Source organism: Rhodococcoides kroppenstedtii (assembly GCF_900111805.1).
GTDB lineage: Bacteria > Actinomycetota > Actinomycetes > Mycobacteriales > Mycobacteriaceae > Rhodococcoides > Rhodococcoides kroppenstedtii.
The window spans coordinates 65,081-91,729 of sequence record NZ_FOJN01000006.1; the positions used below are offsets into that span (position 1 = coordinate 65,081).

The 26,649-nt window shown below is 69.3% G+C and carries 24 protein-coding genes, 2 tRNA genes and 2 pseudogenes; 8 read left to right on the plus strand and 20 right to left on the minus strand.

Annotated features, from left to right (window positions below; all coding sequences use genetic code 11):
• The first annotated feature begins 2 nt into the window (after positions 1-2).
• Together BMZ18_RS08840 and pknB are read left to right on the plus strand one after the other, a co-directional pair.
• A complete protein-coding gene (locus tag BMZ18_RS08840) occupies positions 3-1,403 on the plus strand; it encodes a protein kinase domain-containing protein (protein ID WP_139203893.1) in 1,401 nt (466 codons plus the stop codon).
• Positions 1,400-3,319, plus strand: coding sequence for a Stk1 family PASTA domain-containing Ser/Thr kinase (gene pknB, locus BMZ18_RS08845; RefSeq protein WP_068365494.1), 1,920 nt, complete (start codon positions 1,400-1,402; stop codon positions 3,317-3,319). Before BMZ18_RS08840 ends, pknB begins: the two co-directional genes overlap by 4 nt.
• A 9-nt stretch (positions 3,320-3,328) precedes the next feature.
• Here the strand turns inward: pknB and BMZ18_RS08850 are convergent, their stop codons facing one another.
• The 4 genes from BMZ18_RS08850 to BMZ18_RS08865 are packed head-to-tail and all read right to left on the minus strand — an operon-like array spanning position 3,329 to position 4,850.
• Positions 3,329-3,961, minus strand: a complete 633-nt coding sequence (locus BMZ18_RS08850) for an aminodeoxychorismate/anthranilate synthase component II (protein ID WP_068365493.1) — start codon at positions 3,959-3,961, stop codon at positions 3,329-3,331.
• Between the two features lie 9 nt (positions 3,962-3,970).
• Entirely contained in the window at positions 3,971-4,165 is a 195-nt protein-coding gene (locus tag BMZ18_RS08855) for a hypothetical protein (RefSeq protein WP_211267507.1), read from the minus strand.
• Positions 4,162-4,371 (minus strand): helix-turn-helix domain-containing protein, encoded by a 210-nt coding sequence (locus BMZ18_RS08860; protein WP_068104387.1) that lies wholly within the window; start codon positions 4,369-4,371, stop codon positions 4,162-4,164. The genes BMZ18_RS08855 and BMZ18_RS08860 overlap by 4 nt, the downstream gene beginning before the upstream one ends.
• Complete coding sequence (locus BMZ18_RS08865; protein WP_068365492.1) at positions 4,371-4,850, minus strand: DUF2975 domain-containing protein; 480 nt, start codon at positions 4,848-4,850, stop codon at positions 4,371-4,373. The genes BMZ18_RS08860 and BMZ18_RS08865 overlap by 1 nt, the downstream gene beginning before the upstream one ends.
• Before the next feature lie 189 nt (positions 4,851-5,039).
• Between BMZ18_RS08865 and crgA the strand changes: the two genes are divergently transcribed.
• Together crgA and BMZ18_RS08875 are read left to right on the plus strand one after the other, a co-directional pair.
• Entirely contained in the window at positions 5,040-5,303 is a 264-nt protein-coding gene (gene crgA / locus BMZ18_RS08870; RefSeq protein ID WP_068104391.1) for a cell division protein CrgA, read from the plus strand.
• 69 nt (positions 5,304-5,372) lie between these two features.
• Positions 5,373-5,834: a PH domain-containing protein gene (locus tag BMZ18_RS08875; protein ID WP_244516469.1), complete on the plus strand. Its 462-nt coding sequence runs from the start codon at positions 5,373-5,375 to the stop codon at positions 5,832-5,834.
• A 22-nt stretch (positions 5,835-5,856) separates the two neighbouring features.
• Here BMZ18_RS08875 and BMZ18_RS08880 read toward each other — a convergent pair whose 3' ends face one another.
• Positions 5,857-6,738, minus strand: a complete 882-nt coding sequence (locus BMZ18_RS08880) for a rhomboid family intramembrane serine protease (RefSeq protein ID WP_068365491.1) — start codon at positions 6,736-6,738, stop codon at positions 5,857-5,859.
• Positions 6,738-7,274: a peptidylprolyl isomerase gene (locus tag BMZ18_RS08885; RefSeq protein WP_139203894.1), complete on the minus strand. Its 537-nt coding sequence runs from the start codon at positions 7,272-7,274 to the stop codon at positions 6,738-6,740. Before BMZ18_RS08885 ends, BMZ18_RS08880 begins: the two co-directional genes overlap by 1 nt.
• Positions 7,275-7,307: 33 nt before the next feature.
• On the opposite strand from BMZ18_RS08885, the gene BMZ18_RS08890 reads away from it, so the two are divergent.
• Positions 7,308-7,688 carry a hypothetical protein gene (locus BMZ18_RS08890; RefSeq protein WP_068365490.1) on the plus strand — a complete coding sequence of 127 codons (381 nt, stop codon included), beginning with the start codon at positions 7,308-7,310 and terminating at the stop codon, positions 7,686-7,688.
• A 28-nt stretch (positions 7,689-7,716) separates the two neighbouring features.
• On the opposite strand, the gene BMZ18_RS08895 is transcribed toward BMZ18_RS08890, so the two are convergent.
• From BMZ18_RS08895 to dnaA, 14 genes and pseudogenes are all read right to left on the minus strand, one after another.
• Complete coding sequence (locus BMZ18_RS08895) at positions 7,717-9,033, minus strand: alpha/beta hydrolase (RefSeq protein ID WP_074922101.1); 1,317 nt, start codon at positions 9,031-9,033, stop codon at positions 7,717-7,719.
• Between the two features lie 130 nt (positions 9,034-9,163).
• Positions 9,164-10,174, minus strand: coding sequence for a GGDEF domain-containing protein (locus tag BMZ18_RS08900; protein ID WP_068365488.1), 1,011 nt, complete (start codon positions 10,172-10,174; stop codon positions 9,164-9,166).
• A 125-nt stretch (positions 10,175-10,299) separates the two neighbouring features.
• Positions 10,300-10,372, minus strand: a tRNA-Ala gene (locus BMZ18_RS08905).
• A 123-nt stretch (positions 10,373-10,495) separates the two neighbouring features.
• Positions 10,496-10,569: transfer RNA gene (locus tag BMZ18_RS08910), tRNA-Ile, on the minus strand.
• A 106-nt stretch (positions 10,570-10,675) separates the two neighbouring features.
• Positions 10,676-11,665 carry a DUF3566 domain-containing protein gene (locus BMZ18_RS08915; protein ID WP_074922102.1) on the minus strand — a complete coding sequence of 330 codons (990 nt, stop codon included), beginning with the start codon at positions 11,663-11,665 and terminating at the stop codon, positions 10,676-10,678.
• 4 nt (positions 11,666-11,669) lie between these two features.
• Positions 11,670-14,192: a DNA gyrase subunit A gene (gene gyrA / locus BMZ18_RS08920; RefSeq protein ID WP_068365487.1), complete on the minus strand. Its 2,523-nt coding sequence runs from the start codon at positions 14,190-14,192 to the stop codon at positions 11,670-11,672.
• An 84-nt stretch (positions 14,193-14,276) separates the two neighbouring features.
• A complete protein-coding gene (gene gyrB / locus BMZ18_RS08925) occupies positions 14,277-16,316 on the minus strand; it encodes a DNA topoisomerase (ATP-hydrolyzing) subunit B (protein ID WP_068365486.1) in 2,040 nt (679 codons plus the stop codon).
• Positions 16,317-16,610: 294 nt separating this feature from the next.
• Positions 16,611-17,738: a PDR/VanB family oxidoreductase gene (locus tag BMZ18_RS08930; RefSeq protein ID WP_244516470.1), complete on the minus strand. Its 1,128-nt coding sequence runs from the start codon at positions 17,736-17,738 to the stop codon at positions 16,611-16,613.
• Complete coding sequence (locus BMZ18_RS08935; protein WP_068104403.1) at positions 17,735-18,607, minus strand: metal-dependent hydrolase; 873 nt, start codon at positions 18,605-18,607, stop codon at positions 17,735-17,737. Before BMZ18_RS08935 ends, BMZ18_RS08930 begins: the two co-directional genes overlap by 4 nt.
• Positions 18,608-18,841: 234 nt before the next feature.
• Positions 18,842-19,372: a DUF721 family protein gene (locus BMZ18_RS08940; RefSeq protein ID WP_068365485.1), complete on the minus strand. Its 531-nt coding sequence runs from the start codon at positions 19,370-19,372 to the stop codon at positions 18,842-18,844.
• Positions 19,369-20,694, minus strand: coding sequence for a DNA replication/repair protein RecF (recF, locus tag BMZ18_RS08945; protein ID WP_068365484.1), 1,326 nt, complete (start codon positions 20,692-20,694; stop codon positions 19,369-19,371). The genes BMZ18_RS08940 and recF overlap by 4 nt, the downstream gene beginning before the upstream one ends.
• A pseudogene (gene gnd, locus BMZ18_RS08950) lies at positions 20,695-21,603 on the minus strand (phosphogluconate dehydrogenase (NAD(+)-dependent, decarboxylating)); the annotation flags it as partial. It abuts the gene before it with no gap.
• A gap of 67 nt (positions 21,604-21,670) precedes the next feature.
• Positions 21,671-22,855 (minus strand): DNA polymerase III subunit beta, encoded by a 1,185-nt coding sequence (dnaN, locus tag BMZ18_RS08955; RefSeq protein WP_068104409.1) that lies wholly within the window; start codon positions 22,853-22,855, stop codon positions 21,671-21,673.
• A gap of 538 nt (positions 22,856-23,393) precedes the next feature.
• A complete protein-coding gene (gene dnaA, locus BMZ18_RS08960; RefSeq protein WP_068106656.1) occupies positions 23,394-24,932 on the minus strand; it encodes a chromosomal replication initiator protein DnaA in 1,539 nt (512 codons plus the stop codon).
• A gap of 657 nt (positions 24,933-25,589) precedes the next feature.
• Between dnaA and rpmH the strand changes: the two genes are divergently transcribed.
• From rpmH to yidD, 3 genes and pseudogenes are all read left to right on the plus strand, one after another.
• Positions 25,590-25,733 (plus strand): 50S ribosomal protein L34, encoded by a 144-nt coding sequence (rpmH, locus tag BMZ18_RS08965; RefSeq protein WP_068104411.1) that lies wholly within the window; start codon positions 25,590-25,592, stop codon positions 25,731-25,733.
• A gap of 53 nt (positions 25,734-25,786) precedes the next feature.
• Positions 25,787-26,137: pseudogene (rnpA, locus tag BMZ18_RS08970) on the plus strand (ribonuclease P protein component); the annotation flags it as partial.
• Positions 26,138-26,283: 146 nt separating this feature from the next.
• Positions 26,284-26,649, plus strand: a complete 366-nt coding sequence (gene yidD, locus BMZ18_RS08975; RefSeq protein WP_082895172.1) for a membrane protein insertion efficiency factor YidD — start codon at positions 26,284-26,286, stop codon at positions 26,647-26,649.

Sequence of the window (26,649 nt, forward strand, 5' to 3'; positions counted from 1 at the left end):
GGATGAACGGTGGACTGAACAACGGTGCCCTCGTGGCGGACCGCTACCGGCTGATCCGACTCATCGCCACCGGCGGTATGGGCCAGGTGTGGGAGGCGACGGACAACCGTCTCGATCGCCGGGTCGCGGTGAAGATTCTCAAGCCCGAGTTCTCCGACGATCCGGAGTTCGTGGAGCGGTTCCGCATTGAGGCACGCACGACCGCGCTGCTCAATCACCCCGGCATCGCCAACATCTTCGACTACGGCGAGGTGCGCGACCCGAGCGGTCAGTCGCTGGCGTACCTGGTCATGGAACTCGTGATCGGTGAGCCGTTGAACGCGGTGCTCGGACGCATGGGGCGGCTGCCGCTGGTGCACGCCCTGGACATGCTCGAACAGACGGGTCGCGCCCTGCAGGCGGCCCACCGAGCGGGCATCGTGCACCGCGACGTCAAGCCGGGCAACATCATGATCACGCCCGACGGCACGGTGAAGATCACCGACTTCGGCATCGCGAAGGCGGTCGACGCCTCCCCGGTCACACGCACCGGCATGGTGATGGGGACCGCGCAGTACATCGCGCCCGAGCAGGCGTTGGGTCAGGACGCCACCTCGGCGTCCGACGTCTACAGCCTGGGTGTCGTGGGATACGAGGCGGTCTCGGGTCACCGTCCCTTCGTCGGGGACGGCGCACTCACGGTGGCCATGAAACACGTCCGCGACGCCGTCCCGCCGTTGCCGGCGGACCTGCCTCCGCAGGTGCGCGAGCTGGTCGAGATCACCATGACCAAGGACCCGGCGGCGCGGTACGCGAACGGCGGCGAGTTCGCCGACGCGGTCGCCGCGGTGCGGGCCGGTCGTCGCCCCCCGGCGCCGGGCACGCCCCGGTCCGCCACCGGAACCACCCGCGTGGTGCCGCCGGTCGCCGCGGGCGGTCCGAGCAGCACCCGGATGATGAGCACCGCGGCCGGTCGGTACGGGGCCGCGGCTCCGCGTGACCCGGAGCCCGATCGTGGCGGCATGTCGCCCGGCCAGAAGGCGCTGGCCTGGGCGGCAGCCGGACTCCTGCTTCTCGCGGCCATCGTCGCGTTCGGCTTGTTCGTGTTCTCCGAGAGCGGCGGCGGACCCACCGTCCCGCTGACCACGTCGACCACCACGGTGGCACCGACGACGACCGAGCCGACCACCACCACGACTCGGCCGACGACCACGACCACCACCACCACGACGACCACGACGACGACCACCGAGCCCACCACCACGGAGCCGACGACCACCGAGCCCACCACGACCACCACCACGACCACCCCGGGCGGACTGTTCGACATCCCCGGACTCGGCGGCATCGGCAACGGCGGCGGGAACGGCAACGGCAACGGGAACGGGAACGGGAACGGCAACGGACCGGGAGGGGGACGGTGACGACCCCTCGCAAGCTGTCCGCCAGGTACGACCTGGGCGAGATCCTCGGCTTCGGCGGCATGTCCGAAGTGCATCTCGCCCGGGACGGACGCCTGGACCGCGATGTCGCCATCAAGGTGTTGCGTCAGGATCTCGCGCGTGACCCCACGTTCTACCTGCGGTTCCGGCGCGAGGCGCAGAACGCGGCCGCGCTGAACCATCCCGCCATCGTCGCGGTGTACGACACGGGCGAGGCCGAGACCGAGACGGGCCCGCTGCCCTACATCGTCATGGAGTACGTCGACGGCGAGACCCTGCGGGACATCGTCCGATCCGAGGGACCCATGGCGCCCAAGCGCGCGATGGAAGTCATCGCCGACGTCTGTGCGGCGCTCGACTTCAGCCACCGCAACGGCATCGTGCACCGGGACGTCAAACCGGCGAACGTCATGATCAACCGCGCCGGTGCCGTGAAGGTGATGGACTTCGGCATCGCCCGGGCCATCGCCGACAGCTCGAGCCCCATGACGCAGACCGCCGCCGTGATCGGCACGGCGCAGTACCTCTCGCCCGAGCAGGCGCGCGGTGAACAGGTGGACGCCCGATCCGACGTGTACTCCCTCGGCTGCGTGCTCTTCGAGATCCTCACCGGCGAGCCGCCGTTCACCGGTGATTCCCCGGTCGCCGTGGCGTACCAGCACGTGCGCGAGGACCCGCGCCTGCCGTCGTCGGTGAACACGGAGGTTCCGGGGGCACTCGACTCGATCATCCTCAAGGCGATGAGCAAGAACCCGGCCAACCGCTACCAGAGTGCGGCGGACATGCGGTCGGACCTGATCCGCGTGCTCGGCGGGCAGCGCCCCAGCGCTCCGGTCGTCATGAGCGACGAGGATCGCACCACTATCTTCGGCGGCTCGGACACCGGGCGCGCGCCGGACCGCGGGCCGACCGACGCACCGCCGCCCCGCGCGACGGGTCGCCACGCCGAGCCGGAGCCCGACGACGGGCGGGGTAGCCGCGTCAAGGTCGTGCTCGCCGCGGTGGCCGCCATCGTCGTCGTCGGCATCGTCGGGTTGTTCCTGTGGAACCTCGGCCCCGGCGCCGATCCCCGCTCGGTGACCGTCCCGGACGTCTCGGCCCTCTCCCCGGACGACGCGCGCACCACACTGGAGAACGCGGGCTTCCGCGTGGACGTGCAGCAGCGCACCGATCCGACGGTGCCCGAGGGCGCCGTCATCGGGACCCGGCCGGTCTCCGGCACCACCGTCGACGAGAACAGCACTCTCGTCCTCGAGCTCTCGACCGGCCCCGAGCAGATCCAGGTTCCCTCGCTGACCGGGCTGACCAGCGACGCCGCGGCCGCAGCTCTCGATCAGGCGGGCCTGACGCTCGATCCCGACGTCGGGCGGGCGGCGTCGTCGCGCGACCAGATCGACAAGGTGGTCTCCCAGGAGCCCGCCCGCGGGTCGACGATGGTGCAGGGGTCGGCCGTGCGCATCACGCTGGGGTCCGGCCCGCGGCAGATTCGGGTGCCCGACGTGGTCGGTCAGAACATCGAGGTGGCGCAGCCGAACCTCGCCGGCGCGGGCTTCGTCGTGGATCGCCGCAGCGTCGACTCGGCCCGCCCCGCCGGTGAGGTGGTCTCTACCTCGCCGGCCGGTGGCGGTACGGCGAGCGAAGGCGACACGGTCTCGGTGTCGGTGTCCAATGGGAGCCAGTTCACGGTTCCGGACATCACCGGGCAGACACCGGTGCAAGCCGTCGACACCCTGCGTGCCGCCGGGTGGCAGGGCACGGTGTCCGACCTCGACCAGGTGGACGTGCCGACCCTCGACACCGGTCAGGTCAATCGCATTCAGCAGCAGGCGGTTCCGGAGGGTCAGCCGCTGGGGAAGACCGCGCGGATCGGGGTGTCGATCGGTCGGTTCGGCATCTGAGGTACGGCCTCAGATCCGGGCGGCCCCCTCGAGGGTGTCGACCAGCGTGTCGGACGGGCCCTCGCCGCACACGGCGAGCCAGTTGGCCAGCATGCGGTGGCCGCCCTCGGTCATGACCGACTCCGGATGGAACTGCACACCGTGGACGGGCAGTTCGCGGTGCCGCATGGCCATGACGATGCCGGTCTCCGTGGTTCCGGTGACCTCGAGCTCGTCCGGGATCGTGTCCGGACGCACCGTCAGCGAGTGGTAGCGGGTGGCGGTGAACGGGTCCGGCAAGCCTGCCAACACGCCGAGACCCGTGTGGTGGACCCGGCTGGTCTTCCCGTGCAGCAACTCGGGTGCGCGCTCGACGACTCCGCCGAACGAGGCTCCGATCGCCTGGTGGCCGAGGCACACCCCGAGCACCGGCGTCGCGGTTCGGGCGCACGCCTGGACCATGTCCATCGTGACGCCGGCCCGATCGGGCGTTCCCGGCCCGGGGCTGAGCAGAACGCCGTCGGCCCGCGCGACCGCGGCGTCCACGTCGAGAAGTTCGGGATCGTCGTTGCGCAGCACGGTCGGGCGCGTGCCGAGCTGACCCAGGTACTGGACCAGGTTGAACACGAAGCTGTCGTAGTTGTCGACCACGAGGATGCGCATACGACCAGCCTAATCGCGAGGTCGGTGCCCGCCGTGTCGGCGTCGTCGGGCGCGACGCACCGCCAGGGCGACCGACCCGATCACGACGATCAGTCCGAGCCCCTGCAGGCCGGGTGAGTCGTCGGCTCCGCCGGCGATCACGGCCGCGACGCCGACCGCCACGGCGATGACGATGACGACGGCGTCCACCCACCGCACCGTCATTCCTCCTCCACCCACTCGAGCAGATCGCCCGGTTGACACTCCAACACCCGGCAGATCGCCTCGAGGGTGCTGAACCGGATCGCCCGTGCCCGCCCGTTCTTGAGCACGGCCAGGTTGGCGGGCGTGAGGCCGACCTGCTCGGCGAACTCTCCGACACCGATCTTGCGACGGGCCAGTTCCACGTCGAGCCGCACCACGATGGGCATCAGATCACCGTGTCCAGATCGGACCGCAGATCGGTGGCCTGCCGCAGCAGCGCCCGCATGACCACCATGAGGAGAGCGGCGACCGCGACGACCACGACCAGCAGGAAGAGCAGCAGCGGCAGTCCCGGATCGGTCGCGGTGAATCCCACCGCCAGGAACACGACCACCAGGACCGCCCAGGCGGCGACGATGGCGCCGAGGATGGCGTTCACCCACCGCCGCGACGACGTCGTGAAGATCGTGTTCCGCTGCACCTGCGTGAGCAACTTCCAGGTGGCGATCACCACGACCTGGATGCAGAGCACCCAGTAGATCGACACGGCCGTGAGCGGCCAGCGCAGGCCGGCGTCCGCCGGTGACTCCTCGGCGAGGTGCGCGAACTGTCCGGGGAGGGAGAAGACCTGCAGGAACACCAGCACGGCGAACAGGACGACGAGAACGAGACGCAGCAGCGGCACCACTCGATGTTCGATGGACATGTATCGACTATCGACGCTCAATTATCGATTGTCAATCGATCGACGGCGGCTCCTGTGCGCGACACCCGAGGGCGAGACCACACGGCGATAGAGTGATCTGCGAGGTGAGAGCCACCGAGAGTCCTCCCCACCGGAGCCCTCCCCACCAGAGCCCGCCGAAAGCCCCCCACCGAGAGCAGAGGAAGTCCGATGCCGAAGTCGAAGGTCCGCAAGAAGACCGATTACACGCTCGATCCGACCAACCGCACGCCCGTCAAGGTCAAGGCCGCGCCGTCGAGCACTCTCTACCTGTCGGTGATGTTCGGTTTCATGCTGCTCGGTTTGGTGTATCTCATCGTGTACTACCTCGCCCAGGACAGCATCGGATGGATGGCGGACCTCGGGGCCTGGAACCTGCTCATCGGTTTCGGCTTCTGGATCATCGGTCTCGTCATGACGATGAAGTGGCGGTGACCGGCGGTAACGACGTCGTGCGCGCGCGAATGACATCGATGTTGTTCATCAACAGTGTGGATAACTCCTGTGGATGAATTGTCCCCGGGCCCGGTTCGCGCGTGGGGAACGCCACCGGCCCTGATCGTCGTTCTGGCGCTCGGCGGGCTGGCGCTGCTGGTCGCAGCCATGATGACCACGGGTGACACCCCGGGGCAGGTGTTGATCGGACTTGCTGCGCTCTGCGCGCTGGGACTGGCCGGCGTCGGGCTGCGCCGTCGCCCCCAGCTCTCGCTCACGGACGACGCCTTGCACGTCAAGGGTCTGCGCGGTGTCCGCACCTACCGCCGCGGCGATGTCGACACCATTCGACTGGTGCCGTACCCGCGTCTGGGGCGGCGGGTGCCGATGATCGAGATGGACCTCCGCGAACCCGACGCCTCGGAACGGCTGGTCATCCTCGGCCGCTGGGATCTGGGCACGGATCCGCGGACGGTGTTCGACGAACTCGACGACGCCGGGTGGGTTCCCGAGGGCTTCTCCTACCGCTGACGCGGCGAAGAACGCCGTGGGCTCAGCCGAGCAGCACGCCCGCGCGCACGACGATTGCGAGGACGGCCAGAAGGCCTACTGCGCCCACTCCGATCCATCCGAGCGACCGCGTCCGCGCAGGGTCGCCGCCGCGCAGGAACAGCACGGCCGCGGTGGCGGCCGCTCCCGCGGCGAGACCGCCCAGGTGTCCCCACAACGAGATGCCGGGGATCGCGACGGACAGCACGACGTTGAGCCCGATGATGGCGAGCACGGGCGTCGGACTCCGACGCAGCCGCACGAGGATCACGGCCTGGGCGCCCAACAGTCCGAACACAGCCCCGGAAGCTCCGACCGTGGCCGAGACGGGCGACGCCAGCCACATCACGGCCGCGGCGCCGCCGAGCAGGGAGACTCCGTACACCGCGAGGTAGCGGGCGCGGCCGAGCACGGCCTCGCAATCGCGGCCGATGATGTACAGCGCGAACATGTTCACGGCGAGGTGCACGATGCCCGAGTGCAGGAAACCGCTGCCGACGACGCGCGCGTAGTCGCCGTCGGCGACCAGGATCGGCACCAGCGCGAACGACCGGAACAACGAACTCGCCTGATTCCCGACGCCGCCCGCCTGCGCGGCGGTCAGGGCGTAGACGACGACGTTGATCGCCATCACCACGTAGGTCACGACGGGCGTCGCGACGCCGGTGCGCAGTGTGCCGCCGGCCATCGTGCGGGCCCGCGGGACCGAGGCCTCCGCGGCGGCGACGCAGTCGACGCAATGCTGACCCACCGAGGCGGCGCGCAGACACTGCGGACACGCGGGACGCCCGCAACGGGTACAGGACAGCCCGGTGGGAACGTTCGGATGACGGACGCAGCCCGGCTGGGGCGGCATCGGAGCGCCGCCCCAGCCAGGTGTGGTCATCAGGAGATGGTGACGCGCTCGATGACGACGTCGTCGACCGGACGGTCACCGCGGCCCGTGGGCGTCACGGCGATCTCGTCGACGACCTTCTGCGACGCCGGATCGACGACCTCGCCGAAGATGGAGTGGCGACGGTTCAGGTGCGGGGTCGGTCCGACGGTGATGAAGAACTGCGATCCGTTGGTGCCGGGGCCGGCGTTCGCCATCGCCAAGAGGTACGGGCGGTCGAAGGACAGTTCCGGGTGGAACTCGTCAGCGAACTTGTAGCCGGGACCGCCGGTGCCGGTACCGGTGGGGTCGCCACCCTGCAGCATGAATCCGGCGATGACGCGGTGGAAGATCGCGCCGTCGTAGAACGGGCCCTCCGACGTGCCGGCGGCGTTCTTGGTGGTGTACTCCTTGGTGCCCTGCGCGAGCCCGACGAAGTTCTCGACGGTCTTCGGCGCGTGGTTGCCGAAGAGCGCGATCTGGATGTCGCCGCGGTTGGTGTGCAGCGTCGCTGTCTGGGTCTGAAGAGGTGAAGTCACGTCGTCCATCGTGCCAGGCGTCCGATGTGCGAAGGTGAAGGCATGACGACAGCACCGGATCGTGCGACCGCGAAGAAGGCCCTCGGCCTCGCCCGCGAGACGGCGACCACCCTGGCGAAGGGCCCGGCGGCCACGGGATTCGTGGTGACCCGCAAGGGTGTGCAGGTTCTGCGAGCGCGCCGCGCTCGGGCACGCGACGAGAGTGCCGCGTCGGCGCCGGTCCGCGCACCGCGGCCCGCCCGGAAGCGCCGGTCGGGTCGGTCCCGCGTGGTCCGGTGGGGTCTGCTCGGACTGGCTGCCGCCGCGGCAGCGGGCGCGGTGGCCGCCGCTCGATCGCGGCGCACGGAACTGCCGCCTCCGGCAGCCGAGCCGCCGCGTCTGGACACGCCCGTGAACGGGTCGCGCCCGACGCCGCAGCCGTAGTACCCGGGTCCACGACGGGCGTCGTCGCTCACCACAGCCTCAGCAGGAAGCGGAGTACGTCGGCGACGTCGGTCGAGCGCGACCCCCGCACCACCTCCGTTCCTGCCACGACGGCCGCGACGTTGGACGCGGACACACTGCCCTCGTCGAGATATGCGCCGTGCCCGACGGCTCCGTCGGTCGCCAGGACGGTCGCGGTGGGAAGTTCGCTCGGATCGGTGCCGAATCGGCCCAGATCGGCCACCGGGTCGGTCGCCACTTCCAGCACGTACGGCGCGGGAGCGTCGGGCGGCGGGTCGTTCCACCCCGGCGACCCCATGAGCACCACCGCGTCCGCCGAACCGCCGTCCCGGAGGGCCTCCGCCGCCAGGACCGTTCCGTACGAGTGCGCGACGATCGACACACGGGGACCGTCGTCGACATCGTGCCGCGGCAGGTCCAATGCCCGCAGAGCATCCGCCAGTGCGGCGGCACCGGCACGCGCCGGCCCGAGGCCGGCCACCGAGCGGGCAGGATCGACGAGTTCGGCGTTCCATGCCGGCGCCTCGTACCCCAGCCACGTGATGCCGGCGATCGCGGAGTCGGCGCGGCGCCCGGCGTCGGCCACGATTCTCGCGGTCTCCGCGTCGCGCTCGGCCAGATCTCCGCCCACCGTGGTCCCGGCACCCGGGACGAACACGGCGACGCGACCGGCCGACCCGACCGCGCCCACCGCGACGGCGACCGTGGTGCGGTGCGGCCCCTGCTCGTAGTGCACGAGTCGACGCCCGGGCAGTGCCAGCACTGCGAGCGTGGCCTCGAGAGCGGCCAGCCGATCACGGGTCTCGGCCAACCCTGCGTCGGCGTCGGTGAAGACCCCGCCGAGGAAGGACCGGTCGACCTCGGCGGCGAGATCCCGCTCGACCTCCCGGAGCGAGTCCCGGTCGGCGGCCAACCTGGCCCTCAGGACCGCATCGAGCACGTCGGCGGCATCGACCGCGACGCCGTCGTCCGGCCGCTCGGCCCGAGGCGAGCCGCCGGGGTCGACCACCGTCTGCCGCAGCGCCCCGGCGACGCGCGCATCCAGTTCGGCGAGCACGTCCGCGTCCGGTGGGCCCCACCGATCGAGCGACGCCCGCTCGTCACCCGCGTCGGTCACGACGGCTTCGACGCGGCGCAACGACGACACCACCTCCTCGAAGCCGGCGACCAGCGTCGTCGACTCGGCGGCCGCGGCCGTCGCGGCCGCTCCGGACCACCCGGCCACGCGCGTCGTCGTCGCCACGCGATCGCGCACGGTCTCGAGGCCCACCGCCGCCACCATGAGTGCCCGCCCCCGCCGCCACATGTCCTGTGCCTGCCACACGAATCCGCCCCACCTCACCGTCTCGACGACCCCCGTACGTCCAGTGGACAGCACAGCGCCGACGACGCGAGCGGTTCATCCCCGGGGCGCGCGGTTGTCCCCGGGCAGGCGGAATCCCGACGCCGTCAGGTCAGGAAAGAGGCCGGCGAGTCACGTCGAGGGGAGCGCCGGCGTCCTCGACGACGGCCCGCGGCACGGGACGGTCCGTCCGATCCGCCCCCCGCGCTCGCTTGGCGCGGTACAGCTCGGCGTCGGCGGCGCGGTAGATCTCCGACCAGCGCCGCACCGTCGGCATGCAGACCAGGCCGACGCTCCACTCCGCGGAATGGGCGAGGCGCAGTTCGTCGAGGAGCGCGGCGGCGTCGTGCTCGGTGGTACCGGGCATGAACAACACGAACTCGTCCCCGCCGAGTCGTCCCAGCACGTCGCCTTTGCGCAACCGCGCACGCCACGACGCGGCGACGCGCTCGAGCAGGACGTCCCCGGCGATGTGTCCGTACCGGTCGTTGACGGTCTTGAAGTTGTCCAGATCCAGCACGGCCATGCTGACGGGCAGACCCCGCGCGGCGTACGTCGGCAACAACTTCTCCACGCGCGCCTCGAGACCCTGCCGGTTGAGCAGGCCCGTGAGGGGATCCCGGTTCGCGGAATGTCGCATCCGCCGACTGTGATTGCCGAAGAATTCCGCCGCGGCGACGATGCCCAGCGCGGTCAGCAGGTACGCGACGGCGGGCATGGTGGACGGGGACAACGCGGCGGCGACGACGCATCCGGCAAGGAGTACGACCACCCACACCCAGCCGCCGCGCTCGCTCCAGTACCCGGTCAGTTGCATCGCGAGGAGCATGGCCGCCTGGGTCAGGAGCAGGTAGGCGACCGCGCCGTCGGACGTCAGAAACACCGCCCACAGGCCTCCCACCGCGACTCCCGTGGCGATTCCCAGGGTGCGGGTGGGAGTGGGGTGCGGGCCGAAGTGGACGAGGGCCGCGGCCACGGACTGCGCGACACCGACGACGATCATGACGACCGTGCCGGACGTGGTGCCGGAGAAGGCCACGGCCCCCGCCACGAAGAGAATCGACGTCAGACCGAGATACGCCACCAGGGCGGTGGACGCTTCGAGGCGTCGCGCTGTGTTCACGTGAGCCAGTATCGGGGACGGCGGGTGATCACGTCACACCGCGCACATGGTGAATAGTCGGTAACCGACCGTGAGATCCCGGGCGAACGACCGACGGCGCGGCGTTCCGGGGAAGACGAAAGAAGTGGAGCCTAGGAGATTCGAACTCCTGACATCTGCCTTGCAAAGGCAGCGCTCTACCAACTGAGCTAAGGCCCCGTCTCGGTGTCCGGCAGCGAGTGCCAGACGCGACTCTCGCGCACGATGGCGCGGACCGCGGCCGCCGCGGCGACCACCACGAGTGCGAGGGCGAACTTCATCGGTGACCTCCACACTCGTTCGTGGGCCTAGGAGGACTTGAACCTCCGACCTCTTCCTTATCAGGGAAGCGCTCTAACCGCCTGAGCTATAGGCCCGCACGTCGGCTCGGCACACGCTGCTGCGCTTTCCGAACCGAGGCACGAGATTACCGCACCGCGCGGCCAGGACCAAAACGCTTCCCGGCCCCGACCGCGCGATCGGTCAATCCCGGTCTGCCAGAGTCACTTCCAGTCCGCCGACCAGATCGGAGGACAGGTTGTAGACGAAGGATCCGATGGTGGTCAACGCGGTGAAGAGCACCACGTTGATCAGCCCGATCACCGCCGCGTAACCGAAGATCTGACCGGCCGACACCAGCCCGGCGTCCCCGGACGACGCCACGATGTCGGAGAACGCGTTGTTCAGTCGATCCCACACACCCATGCCGTCCAGCACCAGGTAGAGCAGGCCGACGGCCACCATCCACACGAAGAAGAGCGACACCGAGATCACCAGGGACAGCTTCAGCATCGACCAGGGGTCGAGCTTGCGTACTTGCACGGTAGCGCGGAGCGGTTCCCCGGGTGCGGCAGGACGCGGAGTGGCCACCGGAGCGGTCCGCTCGGTTCGGGCCGGCTCGGGCGCGGGATGCCGCACGGTGGACAGGTCCGGCATGTCCGTCGGCAAATCCTTGCGCTCGATGTTGCGCGTCGGCCCGTCGATGACCGCGGCCTTGCCGGCCGCCGCGGCGCGGTCGGGCCGAGCCTGCTGGCCCGGACCACCGGCCGGTGTACCCGCCGGTCCACGGTCTCCGGTGGCCGGCGGACGGGGACCGGTCGGCGTCGACCCGGCCGACGCAGGACGGCCCGTGCCCGGATGCTGCGACAGGTTCGTCTGCGGCCGCCGTTGCGGTGCCTGCTGCGGGGGTCGCTGCTGCGGACTCGACTGCTGCGGACCCGACTGCTGCGGACCCGACTGCTGGGGGCCCGGCTGGTTCGGTCCCTGCGGCCGGGAACGCTGCGGCGAGGTGCCCGGCTGGGCCGATTGCTGCGGTCCCTGTGGTCCCTGCGGACCGGATCCCTGCGGTGCGGACGGACGAGCCGACGTCGAGTCGGACCGCTCGGTTCCCGGCGGACGCGGAGCGTCGGAACCGGTCGGCGCGGCGTCGGTCCGCGGGGAACGGCCGGTGTCGGGCGTGTCGGGACTGGTCACGGTTCTACGACTCCTTCGATCCGTCGGTGTCTCCCGTGGGGAGATCCTCCGGCTCGTCCGCGTTGCGTGCGATGGCCAACAAGGTGTCGCCGTCCCCGAGGTTCATCAGACGCACGCCCTTGGTCTGGCGCCCGGCCCGTCGAACCTGCTTCGCCGCGGTGCGGATGACACCGCCGCTCGAGGTGATGGCGTAGAGCTCGTCGTCGTCGTTCACGATGAGCGCTCCCACCAGCGTGCCACGGCGCGGGTCGAACTGGATGGTCAGCACGCCCTTGCCGCCGCGGCCCTGCGGCGGGTAGTCCTCCATGGCGGTGCGCTTGGCGTAGCCGCCGGAGGTCGCGACCAGCAGGTAGGTGCCCTCCTTCACGACGTTCACCGAGAGCAACCGGTCCTCGCCGTTGAACCGCATGCCCTGGACGCCCGACGTGGCGCGACCCATCGGTCGCAGGACCTCGTCCGTGGCGGAGAACCGGATGGACTGGCCCTGCGCGGACACGAGCAGCAGATCGTCGTCGGCGCTGCACAGCACCGCACCCACCAGCTCGTCGTCACCCCGCAGGTTGACGGCGACGATGCCGCCGGACCGGTTGGAGTCGAAGTCCGACAGCTTGGACTTCTTCACCAGGCCGGCCTTGGTGGCGAGCACGAGGTACGGAGCGTCGTCGTACGTCTTGATCTGGATGATCTGCGCGATGCGCTCGTCGGGCTGGAACGCGAGCAGGTTGGCGACGTGCTGACCGCGTGCCGTGCGGTTGGCCTCGGGCAGTTCGTACGCCTTCGCCCGGTAGACGCGGCCCTTCGTGGTGAAGAACAGGATCCAGTCGTGCGTCGAGCACACGAAGAACTTGCTCACGATGTCGTCCTGCTTGAGGCCGGCGCCCTGCACACCCTTGCCGCCGCGCTTCTGCGAGCGGTACAGGTCGGTGCGCGTGCGCTTGGCGTAGCCGGTCTCGGTGATGGTGACGACGACGTTCTCCCGCGCGATGAGGTCCTCGTCGCTCACGTCGCCGTCGCTGGCGATGATGCGGGTGCGTCGATCGTCACCGTGCTTCTCGACGATCTCCGCGAGCTCGCTGCGGACGATCTCGCGCTGACGCTCCGGCCGCTCGAGGATGTCCTTCAGGTCGGCGATCTCGAGCTCGATGGCGGCGAGGTCGTCGATGATCTTCTGACGTTCGAGGGCCGCCAACCGGCGCAGCTGCATCGCCAGGATGGCGTCGGCCTGGATCTGGTCCACGTCGAGCAGGTCCATCAGGCCCTGGCGCGCGACGTCGGCGTCGGCGGACCGACGGATGAGGGCGATGACCTCGTCGAGTGCGTCGAGCGCCTTGACCAGTCCGCGCAGGATGTGGGCGCGTTCCTCGGCCTTGCGCAACCGGTACCGCGTACGCCGGACGACGACGTCCAACTGATGGCTGACGTACAGCCGGATCATCTGATCGATGCGCAGCGTGCGCGGCACGCCGTCGACGATCGAGAGCATGTTGGCGCCGAAACTCGTCTGCAGCTGGCTGTGCTTGTAGAGGTTGTTCAGCACCACCTTCGCCACCGCGTCGCGGCGCAGCTTGATGACGATGCGCATGCCGACACGGTCCGAAGACTGGTCCTCGATGTCCGAGATGCCGGCGATACGACCGTCTTTCAACTGCTCGGCGATCGAGGCGATCATGTTGTCGGGGTTGACCTGGTAGGGCAGCTCGGTGATGACGATCTGCGTCCCGCCGCGCTCGCCTTCCTCGATGTCGACCACGCCGCGCATGCGGATCGACCCGCGGCCGGTGCGGTACGCGTCCTCGATGCCCTGCGATCCGACGATCAGCCCGTGCGTGGGGAAGTCGGGCCCCTTGATGCGCTCGATCATGGCCTCGAGGGCCACGTCCTCGGGGGCGTCGTAGTTGTCCAGCGTCCAGTAGACACCCTCGGCGAGTTCCCGAAGGTTGTGCGGCGGAACGTTGGTCGCCATGCCGACAGCGATACCGCCGCTGCCGTTGGCGAGCAGGTTGGGGAAGCGGCTGGGCAGGACCGTCGGCTCGAGCGTGCGACCGTCGTAGTTGGCGACGAAGTCGACGGTCTCCTCTTCGATGTCGGCCAGCATCTGCATCGCGAGCGGCGTGAGGCGACATTCGGTGTAGCGCATGGCCGCCGGGCCGTCGTTGCCGCGCGATCCGAAGTTGCCCTGACCGTCGACCAGCGGGTAGCGCATCGACCACGGCTGCGCCATGCGCACCAACGTGTCGTAGATCGAGCTGTCACCGTGTGGGTGGTAGTTGCCCATCGTTTCCGCCACGGGCCGTGCGGATTTCACGTAACCGCGGTCCGGGCGGTAGCCGTTGTCGAACATCGCGTAGAGCACGCGACGGTGCACGGGCTTGAGGCCGTCGCGCACCTCGGGCAGCGCGCGCCCGACGATCACGCTCATCGCGTAGTCGATGTAACTGTTCTGCATCTCCTGCTGGATGTCGACAGGTTCGATGCGATCCGAGGTGGGGCCGTCCCCACCGGTCGGCGGGAGGGTGGTGTCGGTCATGCTGATCTCCTTGCGCGAGACCGCATCCCACGCGTCGGCCGACCACCCCGGAGGACGGTCACCGCGCGCGGGCGCGGAGGGTCGCTACACGTCGAGGAAACGAACGTCCTTGGCATTACGGGTGATGAAACTGCGACGAGCCTCGACGTCCTCACCCATCAGGATGGAGAACAATTCGTCGGCGGCAGCGGCGTCGTCGAGGGTGACCTGCCGCAGCACGCGCACGCTCGGATCCATCGTGGTCTCCCACAGCTCCTTGGCGTTCATCTCGCCGAGACCCTTGTAGCGCTGGATGCCGTCGTCCTTGTTGATCTTCTTGCCCGCGGCGAGGCCGGCCTCGAGCAGACCATCGCGCTCGCGGTCGGAGTACGCGAACTCCGGGTCGGCGCCGCGCTGCCACTTCAGCTTGTACAGCGGCGGCATCGCGAGATAGACGTAGCCGTGCTCGACGAGCGGGCGCATGAACCGGAACAGCAGGGTGAGCAGCAGCGTCGAGATGTGCTGGCCGTCCACGTCGGCGTCGGCCATGAGCACGATCTTGTGGTACCGAAGCTTGGCGATGTCGAACTCGTCGTGAATGCCCGTGCCGAACGCCGTGATGATCGACTGGACCTCGGTGTTCTTCAGCACGCGGTCGATGCGCGCCTTCTCCACGTTGATGATCTTGCCGCGCAGCGGGAGGATCGCCTGGTACATCGAGTCGCGGCCCGACTTGGCGGAGCCGCCGGCGGAATCGCCCTCCACGATGTAGATCTCGCACTTGCTCGGATCGTTGGACCGGCAGTCGGCCAGCTTGCCGGGCAGTCCACCGATGTCGGTGGCGCTCTTGCGCCGCACCAGATCTCGTGCGCGCCGCGCTGCGGTGCGGGCCTGCATGGAAGCGACGGCCTTGCTCACGATCAGCTTCGCCTCGGCGGGGTTCGCCTCGAACCAGTGCGTCAGGTGCTCACCGGATGCCTTCTGCACGAAGGACTTCACCTCGGTGTTGCCGAGCTTGGTCTTGGTCTGACCCTCGAACTGCGGCTCGCCGACCTTCACGGAGATGATCGCGGCCAGACCCTCACGGATGTCGTCACCGCTGAGCTCGCCGTCCTTCTCCTTGACGAGCTTCTTCTCCTTCGCGTACTTCTTCACCACCGTCGTCAGTGCGGTGCGGAAGCCCTCCTCGTGGGTGCCGCCCTCGTGGGTGTTGATGGTGTTCGCGAAGGTGTGGACCGACTCGGTGTAGGTCTGGTTCCACTGCATGGCGATCTCGAGCTCGTGGCCCGTGCCCTTGGCCCCGAAACCGATCACCGACGGGTGCTGCGCCGTCTTGGACTTGTTGATGTACCGGACGTAGTCCTCGAGACCACCGGGGTAGTGATAGGTCTTCGTCTTGATCCGCGACTCGCTGTCGCCCTCCGGCTTCGGCGCCTCGGCGAGTTCGCTGTCGGCGGTCTCGTCGGCAATGCGCTCGGCGTCGGACGCCCGCTCGTCGGTGAGAACGATGGTCAGTCCCTTGTTCAGGAAGGCCATCTCCTGCAGGCGGCGCGCCACCGTCTCGAACTTGAAGACCGTGGTCTCGAAGATGTCGGGGTCCGGCCAGAAGGAGATCGACGTACCCGTGCGGTCGGTCGGCTCGCCCTTCTTCAGCGGCCCGGGGACGGACCGGTCGTAGGTCTGCGTCCAGTGGTGACCGGCGTTGTCGACCTCGGCCAGCAGCGTCGTGGACAGGGCGTTCACCACGGAGATGCCGACGCCGTGCAGGCCGCCGGACACCGCGTAGGAATCGGAGTCGAACTTGCCGCCGGCGTGCAGCTGGGTCATGACCACCTCGATGGTGGGCATTCCCGACGCGTGCATGCCGGTGGGGATACCGCGGCCGTCGTCGACCACCCGGACGCCGCCGTCGGCGAGCAGGGTGACCTCGACGGTGGTGGCGTACCCGGCCATCGCCTCGTCGACGGAGTTGTCGACGACCTCCCAGATGAGATGGTGCAAGCCGCGCTCACCGGTGGATCCGATGTACATGCCGGGGCGCTTGCGCACCGCCTCGAGCCCCTCGAGGACGGTGATCGACGATGCGTCGTATTCCTTGGACTTGTCGCCGGGTTTGTCGCTCTTCCCCGAATTCCGGTCAGCCACGGTCAGCTGTTCTCCTTCTCGCCTCGTCCGCTCCCCCGCGCGCACCGGGACTCGGTGGCGGCGGCAGAGGACCTCGACCGAATGCGCGCGGCGCCACGACGGGGCCGCGCTCGGTGGTCTGTACCGGTCCATCCTACCGGTAACAGCACCCGAGGAGCGCACCTTGTCGCGCGAAACGCGGCCTCAGTGCCACAGAGACGGACTTTCGCGGCCTTCCGCGGGTCGGATCGTGGGTCCGTGGGGCTGCGTCCCGTGTCCGGGCGCACGCGTGACGGTCGACGCGCCGCCCGGCGGTCAGAGATCGAGGACCAGCGAGTCACCCTCGGCGCGCGAGACGCAGATCAGTATGTGATCCTCGCGCTCGGCCGGAGAGAGCCGCCGGTCCCGGTGCTCCGGCGTTCCCTCGAGAACACGGACCCGGCACGTCCCGCAGAATCCCTGGCGGCACGAGTACGGAATGCCCGGCCGCTGCTCGCGCAGGACGTCGAGCGCCGTGCGGTCGGCCGGCACGTCGACGGTCTCCTCGGACCGCGCGAGAGTGATCCGGAACGGCTCGCCCGCCACCACGGGCGGCGGTGAGAACCGCTCGAGATGCAGCCGGGTCGCACCGGTCTCGGAAATGCCCTGCCGCACCAGATCCATCATCGCGGGCGGACCGCACGTGTAGACCGACCCACCGTCGGGTGCGTGGCGCAACAGATCGGCCGCCGTCGGCAGACCGTCGACGTCGTCGCTGCGGACCGTCACACGCTCCGGCTCCCAGGTGGAGATCTCGTCGAGGTACGGCGTCGCCTGCCGGGACCGACCGGTGTGGACGAGGTGCCAGTCCATGCCCACCGCGCGGGCACGCCGCACCATCGGGAGGATCGCCGTGATGCCGATGCCGCCCGCGACGAACAGGGCCGACCCCGCAGCGACGAACGGAAAAGCGTTGCGCGGACCGGTGATCACGATGCGATCGCCGACCTCGAGATCGTGCATCTCCCGCGAACCGCCGCCGCCGTCCGGGATCAGCCGCACCGCCACCGTGTAGGCATCCGACTCGAGCGGGTCACCGCACAGCGAGTACTGACGTCGTCGCCCGGACGGGAGTTCGACGTCGACGTGGCATCCCGGATGCCACGCGGGAACGTCCTCGCCGTCCACGCGGCGAAAGGTGAACTCGACGACGTTCTCGTCGACGCAGACCGTCCGCCGGGCGGCCAACGCCATGTCGAGCCGACGCGCCACGGGGGGCGCGGCGACGCCGCGGTACTCCGACAGGTCGAGCATCGCGAACACCTTGTCGAGTCCGTCGGTGATCTGCGCGAGCGCCTCGTCCTGGTCGTCGCCGCCGAACAGGTCCTTCGGAATGGTGCGGGAGGCGCGGTAGCCCCGCACCGTCTCGAGAACTCGGGCTGCCTTGCGGCGGCGGCCCGTCACCGTTCCGCGGCCCGCGCCGCGGGCGACGTCGCGAGATAGTTGACGGCCAGTGCGGTGGAACTTTCCTGCGAGGGGTGGAAGTCCTTCGCGAAGTAGCGCAGCGACGCCCGTCCGATGTCCTTGAAATTGGGGAACAGACCCGACGACATGACGCGGTAGACGTCCCGGAGCCGCGCCTTGCGCTGCGACGGCGGCAGCGTCGGATCGTTCTCCATCATGAACTTCAGGCCGCGGCCCCACATCGAGATGATCGACGGCGTCACCATGATGTAGGTGCGGACGCGGCGCCACCGACGGGTGTCGAAGTACTGCAGGACGTCGAACGCCACGGACCGGTGCTCGACCTCCTCGGCCCCGTGCCACCGGACGAGGTCGAGCATCATCGGATCGATGTCGGCCTTGTCGAGGGCCGGCTCGGTGAGCACCCAGTGTCCGAGGAACGACGTCAGATGCTCGATCGCCGCGATCAGCGACAGTCGCTCCACCAGGCTGTTCTTGGTGTCGGTGGGACGTTTGTCCAGAGCCACCCGGAACAGGTACTCCATGTGCTGCACGTACGGAGTCGGATCCAGGCCGTTGCTGCGCAGCCAGTCGTGGATACCGGTGTGGGCCTGGGCGTGCATCGCCTCCTGGCCGATGAATCCGATGACGTCCTGCCGGAGCTTCTCGTCGTGGATCATCGGCAACGCCTCGGTGAACACCCGCACGAACCATTCCTCGCCTTCCGGCAGGAACAGGTGCATCACGTTCATGAGGTGCGTGGAGACGACGTTGTCGTCCATGTAGTGCATGCGCATGTCGTCCCAGCGGAACTCCACGTCGCGCGCTGTCAACGTCACTGGCCCCGGATCATCGGTCACCGATGTCATTGTTCCTCCTCTGCCCTGGTGAACGGTAGTCGAGGGTCATGCGGTTATTCGGCCCGAGACCACCGGTCGGATCGGTACGGGGGCCGCGTCGACGACCGCGTGTCCGTTCCCGCCGCTGCACCCGACCGTACGACCGCACTCGGTGGTGATCAACAACTGTTGAGCATCGTCAGCGACTTCACCGCCGCGTGTTGTGTCCGATCGGACACCCGTTGATCCGTACCCCCCGACCGATCAGCCGTAGGTGTCTCGAGGCCCGCGTCCCGACACGTGCCGCTCGCCCTTTCGCCAGCTCGGGGCGGCAGGACCGGTGATCCGCAGGCTCGTGACCACGCCGTGCCCGACGGCAGCGGCGATCCGTCCGAGAATCTGCGACTGCATCAGCCTCAACTGCGTCGCCCACGCCGTCGACTCGGCCGTGACGGCCAGGACCCCGTCCCGCAGCGTGGTCGGCTGCGCGTGCGCGGCGATGTCGGATCCGACCACCGACTCCCACCGCCCGAGCACCGTGCCCTCGTCCACCTTCGCCGACCACCCGCGCGACTTGGCGAGCGACGCGGCGAGCGCACCCAGCGCCTGGGGATCACGATCGTCCGGGCGGGCCGACGACCAGGTGCGCGTCCGCCGAGGACGACGCACCACCGACGCCCGGCCGTGACCCACGGCCTTGCCGTTGGCCTTGGCGGCGGCCCGCGCGGCCTCGAGGGCCTGCCGCGCGATGTCCGACCCGCGCGGTGCCGGCGGATCCGACGGTGTCTCGCTCATCGGTCCTCCTCCGTCTCGGTCCGAGTCTGCACCCGCTCACCGACAGGATCAGCGGAGCCGCCGGCGCGCTCCGACGCGACAGCGCCCTCCGCACCGACAGCGTCCCCCGCACCGTGCCGGGTCGCCACCGACGCCCGACTCGGAACTCCGTCCGGACCGATCACCTCGTGCGCGCGGACGTCGATGCGGACGGCGTCGAGTTCGGCCGGGACGTCTTCACCCACCGCCGCGGTCACCAGGACCTGCTCGGCCGTCGCGGCCACCCGGGCGAGGGCCGTCCGACGGGCTCGGTCCAGCTCGGCGAACACGTCGTCCAGCAGCAGCACCGGATCGCTTCCCTCGCCGCGCAGCAACCCGAATGCCCCGAGCCGTAGGGCGAGAGCGAAGGACCACGATTCACCGTGACTGGCGAATCCCTTCGCCGGATCCGTACCGAGCATCAGATCCAGGTCGTCACGATGCGGCCCCACGAGGGTGGTCCCGCGCTCGATCTCTCGGGCCCGAACCACCGAGAGTTGCTGCAGGAAGGCTGCTTCGAGCACCTCGCCGTCGTCGGGTGCCTCGGGCCGAGCCAGGTCGAACATCTCCGGCGGCGCGGACTCGGCGAGGGACGAGCGGTAGGCCACGTACGCCGGCCGTGACGCGGGTGCGATGTCGCGATACGACTGCGAGACATGGGGTCCCACGTCCCGGGCGGCCCGCAGTCGGTGCAGCACGATCTCGGCACCGAACGCCGCGAGACGGCTGTCCCACACCTCGAGGGTTGCCATGGCCGACGCCCCGTCCTCGGAAGCCGCGCCGCGTCGCAGGGTGTGACCGCCGGTCTTCAGCAGTGCGGACCGCTGCCGCAGCACTTTCTCGTAATCCGCTCGCACAGCGGCCATTCGAGGCGACCGCGCGACGATCAGCTCGTCGAGGAACCGGCGTCGTTCGGTCGGTTCGCCGCGCACCATGGCCAGATCCTCGGGGGCGAACAGCACCGTGTTGAGCACACCGAGGATCTCCCGTGGACGCCGCACCGGCGTGGTGCCCAACCGTGCCCGGTTGGCACGCCCACCCGCGATGTCGAGATCGACCGTGAGCTCGCGACCGTGATTGACGACGGTCGCCCGCACCAGGGCGCGGTCCGCTCCGGTTCGCACCAACGGCGCGTCCGTGGCCACGCGGTGCGACGACAACGTCGCGACGTACCCGAGGGCCTCGAGAACATTGGTCTTGCCGTGACCGTTCGGACCGACCAGGACGGTCGCTCCCGGCGTCAGATCCAGCGAAAGCCGTTCCCAGGAACGGAAATCGACGAGCGTGGCGGAACGGACGAACACCTACGCACCGGTGGTCTCGGTGTTCGGAGGGCGCTGCACCGCGTGGCCACCGAACTGGTTCCGCAGGGCGGACACGGCCTTCATGGCCGGCGAATCCTGTTGCCGCGATGCGAATCGCGCGAAGAGCGCCGCGGAGATCACCGGAGCCGGAACCGAGTGGCGGATGGCTTCCTCGACGGTCCAGCGACCCTCACCGGAATCCTGTGTGTACCCGGAGATCTCGGAGAACGCGGGGTCTTCCTGGAGTGCCTTCACGAGGAGATCGAGCAGCCAGGAGCGCACCACGGTGCCCTTGGTCCACGCCCGCACCACACCCGTGACGTCCTCGATGAGGTCCTCGGCCGCGAGCAGCTCGTAACCCTCGGCGTAGGCGTGCATCAGGCCGTACTCGATGCCGTTGTGCACCATCTTGGCGTAGTGGCCGGCCCCGACCGGACCGGCGTGGACGAACCCGTCCGCCCGCTCGCCCTCCGGACGGAGAGCGTCGAAGATCGGCATCGCGCGGTCGACGTCGGCGGCCGCACCGCCGACCATGAGGCCGTAGCCGTTGTCCAGGCCCCACACGCCGCCGGACACACCCGCGTCGAGGTAGCCGATTCCCTTCTCCGCCAACAGGTCCGCGTGCACAGCGTCGTCGGTGAAGCGGGAATTGCCGCCGTCGATCACCAGGTCGCCCTCGGCCAGCACACCGGCGAGCTCGGAGACGGTGTCGCGCGTGACCGGTCCGGACGGCACCATGACCCACACGATGCGCGGCGCGGGCAGGGCCTCGGCGAGCGCGGCGAGGGACGCCACGTCCGTCACCTCGGGCCGGGGGTCGTACCCGACGACCTCGATGTCGTGGCGGCGCAGCCGCTCACGCATGTTGAACCCCATCTTGCCGAGTCCGATCAGACCGATCTTCATCCGTGGTGTCCTTTCAGGTGGTCCCGCGTCGCCGTCGACGGCGTGGCGTTCGAATCCGTGGTGGCTCGCGTCAGCCCGGAAGACGCACGGGCATCAGCAGATACGTGTACTCGCTGCGCGGCGCCGCGAACGTTCCGCTCTCGTCGGCCGTGAGTTCCTCCTCGCCGGCCGGACGGAGCACGGCGGGACGGCTGGGGGTGGTGAAGCCGAACGACACCCGCTCCGAGTGCAACGACGTGAGACCGTCGATCAGGTAGCCGGGGTTGAACGCGATGGTGAGCGGCTCGCCCTGGAAGTGGGCTTCGATGGACTCCTCGGCGCGACCGGCGTCGTCCCCGCCGGCGGACAGCGTGACGGTGTCGGACGCGAACTCGAGTCGGACCTGCGCACCGCGCTCGGCAAGCAACGCGACACGCTTGATGGCGTCGAGCAGCGGAGCGATCGGCACCGTGGCCACGGCGGTGTGCTCGGCGGGCAGCAACTGGCGGAACTTCGGGAACTCGGCGTCGAGCAGTCGCGTCGTGGTGCGTCGACCGTCCCCCACGATGCCGAGCAGGCCGTCGTTTCCGACGTGCGATGCCGATCCGAGTGCGAGCTGGACGGCCGAATCCCCGCCCGTACCGATGCTTTTCGCGGAATCGGACAGCGTCTTCGCCGGAATCAGCACGGCTGCCGTGGTGCCCGCGGCAGCCGGACTCCACTCGAGTTCGCGGACGGCGAGGCGGAAACGATCGGTCGCGGCGAGCACCACGGCGTCGCCGTCGATCTCCATCCGGATACCGGTCAGCATCGGCAGGGTGTCGTCCTTGCCGGCGGCTACCGCGACCTGGGAAATGGCTTCGGCGAAGACTTCGACGGGCAGCGTGCCGGTCTGCGACGGCAGCTCCGGCAGGGACGGGTAGTCCTCGACAGGCATCGTCGGAAGCGAGAACTTCGCGCTACCGCAGGTGATGAGCACCTTCGTGCCGTCGACCGTGACGTCGACGGGCTTCGCGGGCAGCGAGCGGGTGATGTCGGCGAGCAACTTGCCCGACACCAGCACCTGACCGCTGCCGGCCACCTCGACCGGGACGCGGACCTGGGCGGACACCTCGTAGTCGAAGCCGGAGACGGTCAGACCGGAATCGTCGACGGCCAGGAGCACGCCACCGAGCACGGGGACGGCCGGGCGAGACGGAAGCGAGCGAGCCACCCACGCGACGGAATCGGAGAAATCGTCTCGAGCGACTCGAAACTTCACGGTGCCCAGCTCCATCGCTCGGGTGATCCTCTCGGTCGTCGCGGGTGTCGTCGCTCGGCGGCCGCTGCGGAAGTGGCGACGGACCGAGCGAGGTCGGGTGGGTCGGTACGGCACCGCTGAAGGGGCGGTGGGCACAGCACACGCTATGCGCTCGACGGCTCGCTGGAAAGTCGGGCCTCGGTCGGACGCGTCCGAATCCCGACGCGTGTCGGGGGGTGTGCATCGATCTGTCCCCACGCTCTTTTGAAAGAAGGGTTCTTGGAAAGAACTACAAGCAACAGTCATAGGTCCTGTGGAAGCTGTGGACCGACGGTGTCCGGTGCTGGTGACACGGCGTGGCGGCTCGAGGAGCGACCCGGGAGTGGAATCGGGACCCCGGCGGGCGGGGTGTGGACGGTCGGTGACCCTCGGGAGAACTCCACGTTTCATCCCCGGGGAATCCACGTTATTCACACAGTTGTCCACAGGTGTGTATCGACGTCGAGTCGAGGGAAAGACGACGGCCCCCGATCGATCCGCACGGCGGAGATCGGGGGCCGGAGGGCGTTCGGGGTCACCGAGTGGAGCGTTGCTTGATGCGCGCGGTGAGTTCCTGGACCTGGTTGTAGGTCCGATGGCGCTCGGTCATCTCCTTGCGGATCTTCTTGTCGGCGTACATCACCGTGGTGTGGTCGCGACCGAAGGTCTGGCCGATCTTGGGCAGGGAGAGGTCGGTGAGCTCACGGCACAGGTACATCGCTATCTGCCGGGCCTGGGCGATCGCGCGCGCCTTGCCGGGCCCGCACAGCTCCTCGATGGTGGTGTCGAAGTACTCCGCGGTCACCGCCATGATGGTCGCGGCGTTGATCTCGACGCCCGGGGCATCCGGGATGAGGTCGTGCAGGACAACCTCGGCGAGCTTGGTGTCGAGGGTGTGACCGTTCAGGGAGGCGAAGGCCGTCACCCGGATCAGTGCGCCCTCGAGCTCGCGGATGTTGCGCTCGATGCGGCTGGCGATCAGTTCGAGTACGTCGTGCGGCACGTCGAGCCGGTCCATCTGCGCCTTCTTGCTCAGGATCGCGATGCGGGTCTCGAGCTCGGGGGGCTGGACGTCGGTGATCAGACCCCACTCGAAGCGGGTCCGCAGCCGTTCCTCGAGGGTGGCCAGCTGCTTCGGCGGTCGGTCGGACGACACGACGATCTGCTTGTTGGCGTTGTGCAGCGTGTTGAAGGTGTGGAAGAACTCCTCCTGGATGCCTTCCTTGCCCTCGATGAACTGGATGTCGTCGACCAGCAGCACGTCTGTCTCGCGGTACCGCCGCTTGAACGCCACCTTGCGGTCGTCGCGGAGGCTGTTGATGAAGTCGTTGGTGAACTCCTCCGTGGACACGTACTTCACGCGCATCCCGGGGAACAGACGCTGCGCGTAGTGGCCGGCGGCGTGGAGCAGGTGAGTCTTGCCCAGTCCCGACGAACCCCACACGAACAGCGGGTTGTACGCCCGAGCGGGGGCTTCGGCGATGGCGACGGCGGCGGCGTGCGCGAACCGGTTGGACGCCCCGATGACGAAGGTGTCGAACGTGTACTTCGAGTTGAGGCTCGTCCCGCTCGACGCGGTCGTGCTGGTCCGCGGCGGGGCGGTGTAGGACGTCGGCCACGAGTTCTGGACGGCGGCGACGGCGTCCCGGTCGTCGTCGACTTCCTCCAGGTCACCGCCCTCGGTGTCCGAGGGGGAGCCGGAGGCCGAGTCGCCGGAGAACCGGCGGCGGTACACCGGTCCGGACGGGGCGGGCTCGTACTTGTGGTCGGGCTCGTCGTCCTCCTCGTCGTCGGAGGGCGGGGCGAGCCGGACGCCGAGCCCCTCGACGGGGACGGCCAGATGCCGGCCGAGGGCCGTGAGGATCGGCTCGCGCAGGCCACGCTCGACGGCTTCCTGAGCCAGCGGGGACGGCACCGAGAGCAGAGCGAATCCCTGCGTGAGGGTGATGGGGCGCACCAGCGCCAGCCAGGCCTTCTGCGCTCGGGAGAGTGCGGCGGACAGGTCCGAGCCGTCGGTGAGTTCGGCCACGACATCGGGCCACACTCCGGCCAACACGTCCGGATCGTCCTGCACGATGTCCCTCCCGGTCGGGCCGTGGATCATCCGCGGCCGAAGTGACACGAGCTCCGTTCGAGCCGGCGTCGACACCCGCGAATATGCCACCCGACCAGTGTTTCCACATAATTATCCACAGCTGTGGACGAACGACACGGGTGTAGCCCCGTCGCCGTCGGCGGCGTGTGCAGTCGTCCCGCCGGGGGTCGGCCCGACACCCGTCGCCAGGGCCCCGACCAGCAGCGATACCGCTGACACCGGGTATCGTCGAGACCTCGCGCTCGGCGCGGATCTCGGCCCCGGCGCGGTGACCGGTCCCGGGCTGCGGGTGATGGTTCTCCCCTGCCGGGGGCGAATCGGCCCCCTCCCGGGGGAGAAATTAGCACCCCGGACGGGGCCCAACAAGACGAACGGGCCGACCGGTTCGATCCGCGGGGCTTCGTGCGTCCGATTCGGGGTTCGCGCCCGTCCGATGCGCCGTGGTCGACCGGCGGTTTGACCCGATTCCCCGGCGTCAGTACCCTCGAACGGTCACCTGCTGCGCACATGTGCGGTATGCGAATCCGCGACGGCGGCCGCGCGGGTGGCCACCCGAACTCGAGTTCACCGAACTCGCGACCATCAGCACACCATCGACGTCCCGGTGCGGGCGTCGACGTATCGAGGAGTTTCACCGTGGCCAAGGGCAAGCGGACGTTCCAGCCGAACAACCGTCGTCGGGCACGCGTGCACGGCTTCCGTCTGCGTATGCGCACTCGGGCCGGCCGCGCGATCGTGTCCGCTCGGCGCGCCAAGGGCCGCGCGTCCCTCACGGCCTGATCTCGCCTCGGCGACGCACAGGCATCCTTCTGGCGCGGTGATCGGAGGCTCGGGTGTTACCTGAGCAGCACCGCCTGCATCGTTCGGCCGACTTCCGGGCGACGACGCGCGGCGGTCGGCGGGTAGGACGGCGCGACGTGGTCGTGCACGTGGCCACCCGTCGTTCCGACGTCCGGCGGGACCCGGGAGGCCCGCGCGTCGCGCGAGTGGGATTGGTCGTCAGCAAAGCAGTGGGGCCGGCGGTGACTCGACATCGAGTCGCTCGCCGGCTTCGTCATGTCTGCGCCTCGATGGTCGCGGACCTCGATCCGAACATCGACGTCGTGGTGCGCGCGTTGGTCGGATCCGCGACCGCGTCGTCGTCCGACCTCCATCGCCAGCTGCGGTCCGCGTTGCGACGACTCGGCGCGTTCGACGAGTCGCCCGCCGTGCCGAGTGCGTTCGACGAGTCGCCCGCTGTGCCGAGTGCGTTCGACGAGTCGCCCGCTGCGCCGAGTGCGTTCGACGAGTCGCCCGCTGCGCCGACGTCCGGCCGCGGGCCGTCCGACCGGTGACACCGCCGTCCGCGGCGCCGTCGTCGCACCGTCTCCGGGCCGTGGTGTCGTTCCCCGCCCGTGCCGCGATCGCGATGATCGAGCTCTATCGCACGTACGTTTCGCCTCTGCGCCTGCCGACCTGCCGATTCACACCGACCTGCAGCGAGTACGCCGTGGAGGCGCTGCGCACGCGCGGGCTGGTGGTCGGTACGGTGCTCGGCATCGTCCGACTGCTCAAGTGCGCGCCCTGGCACCCTGGTGGGTGGGACCCGGTGCCGGAACGGCGGCGCCGGAGTGCCGCGCCGGCAGCCGAGCGGCGCGACGACGAGTCCGGTCCCGATCATCCGCACGTGGATGGAACGAACATAAGGAGTACCTAG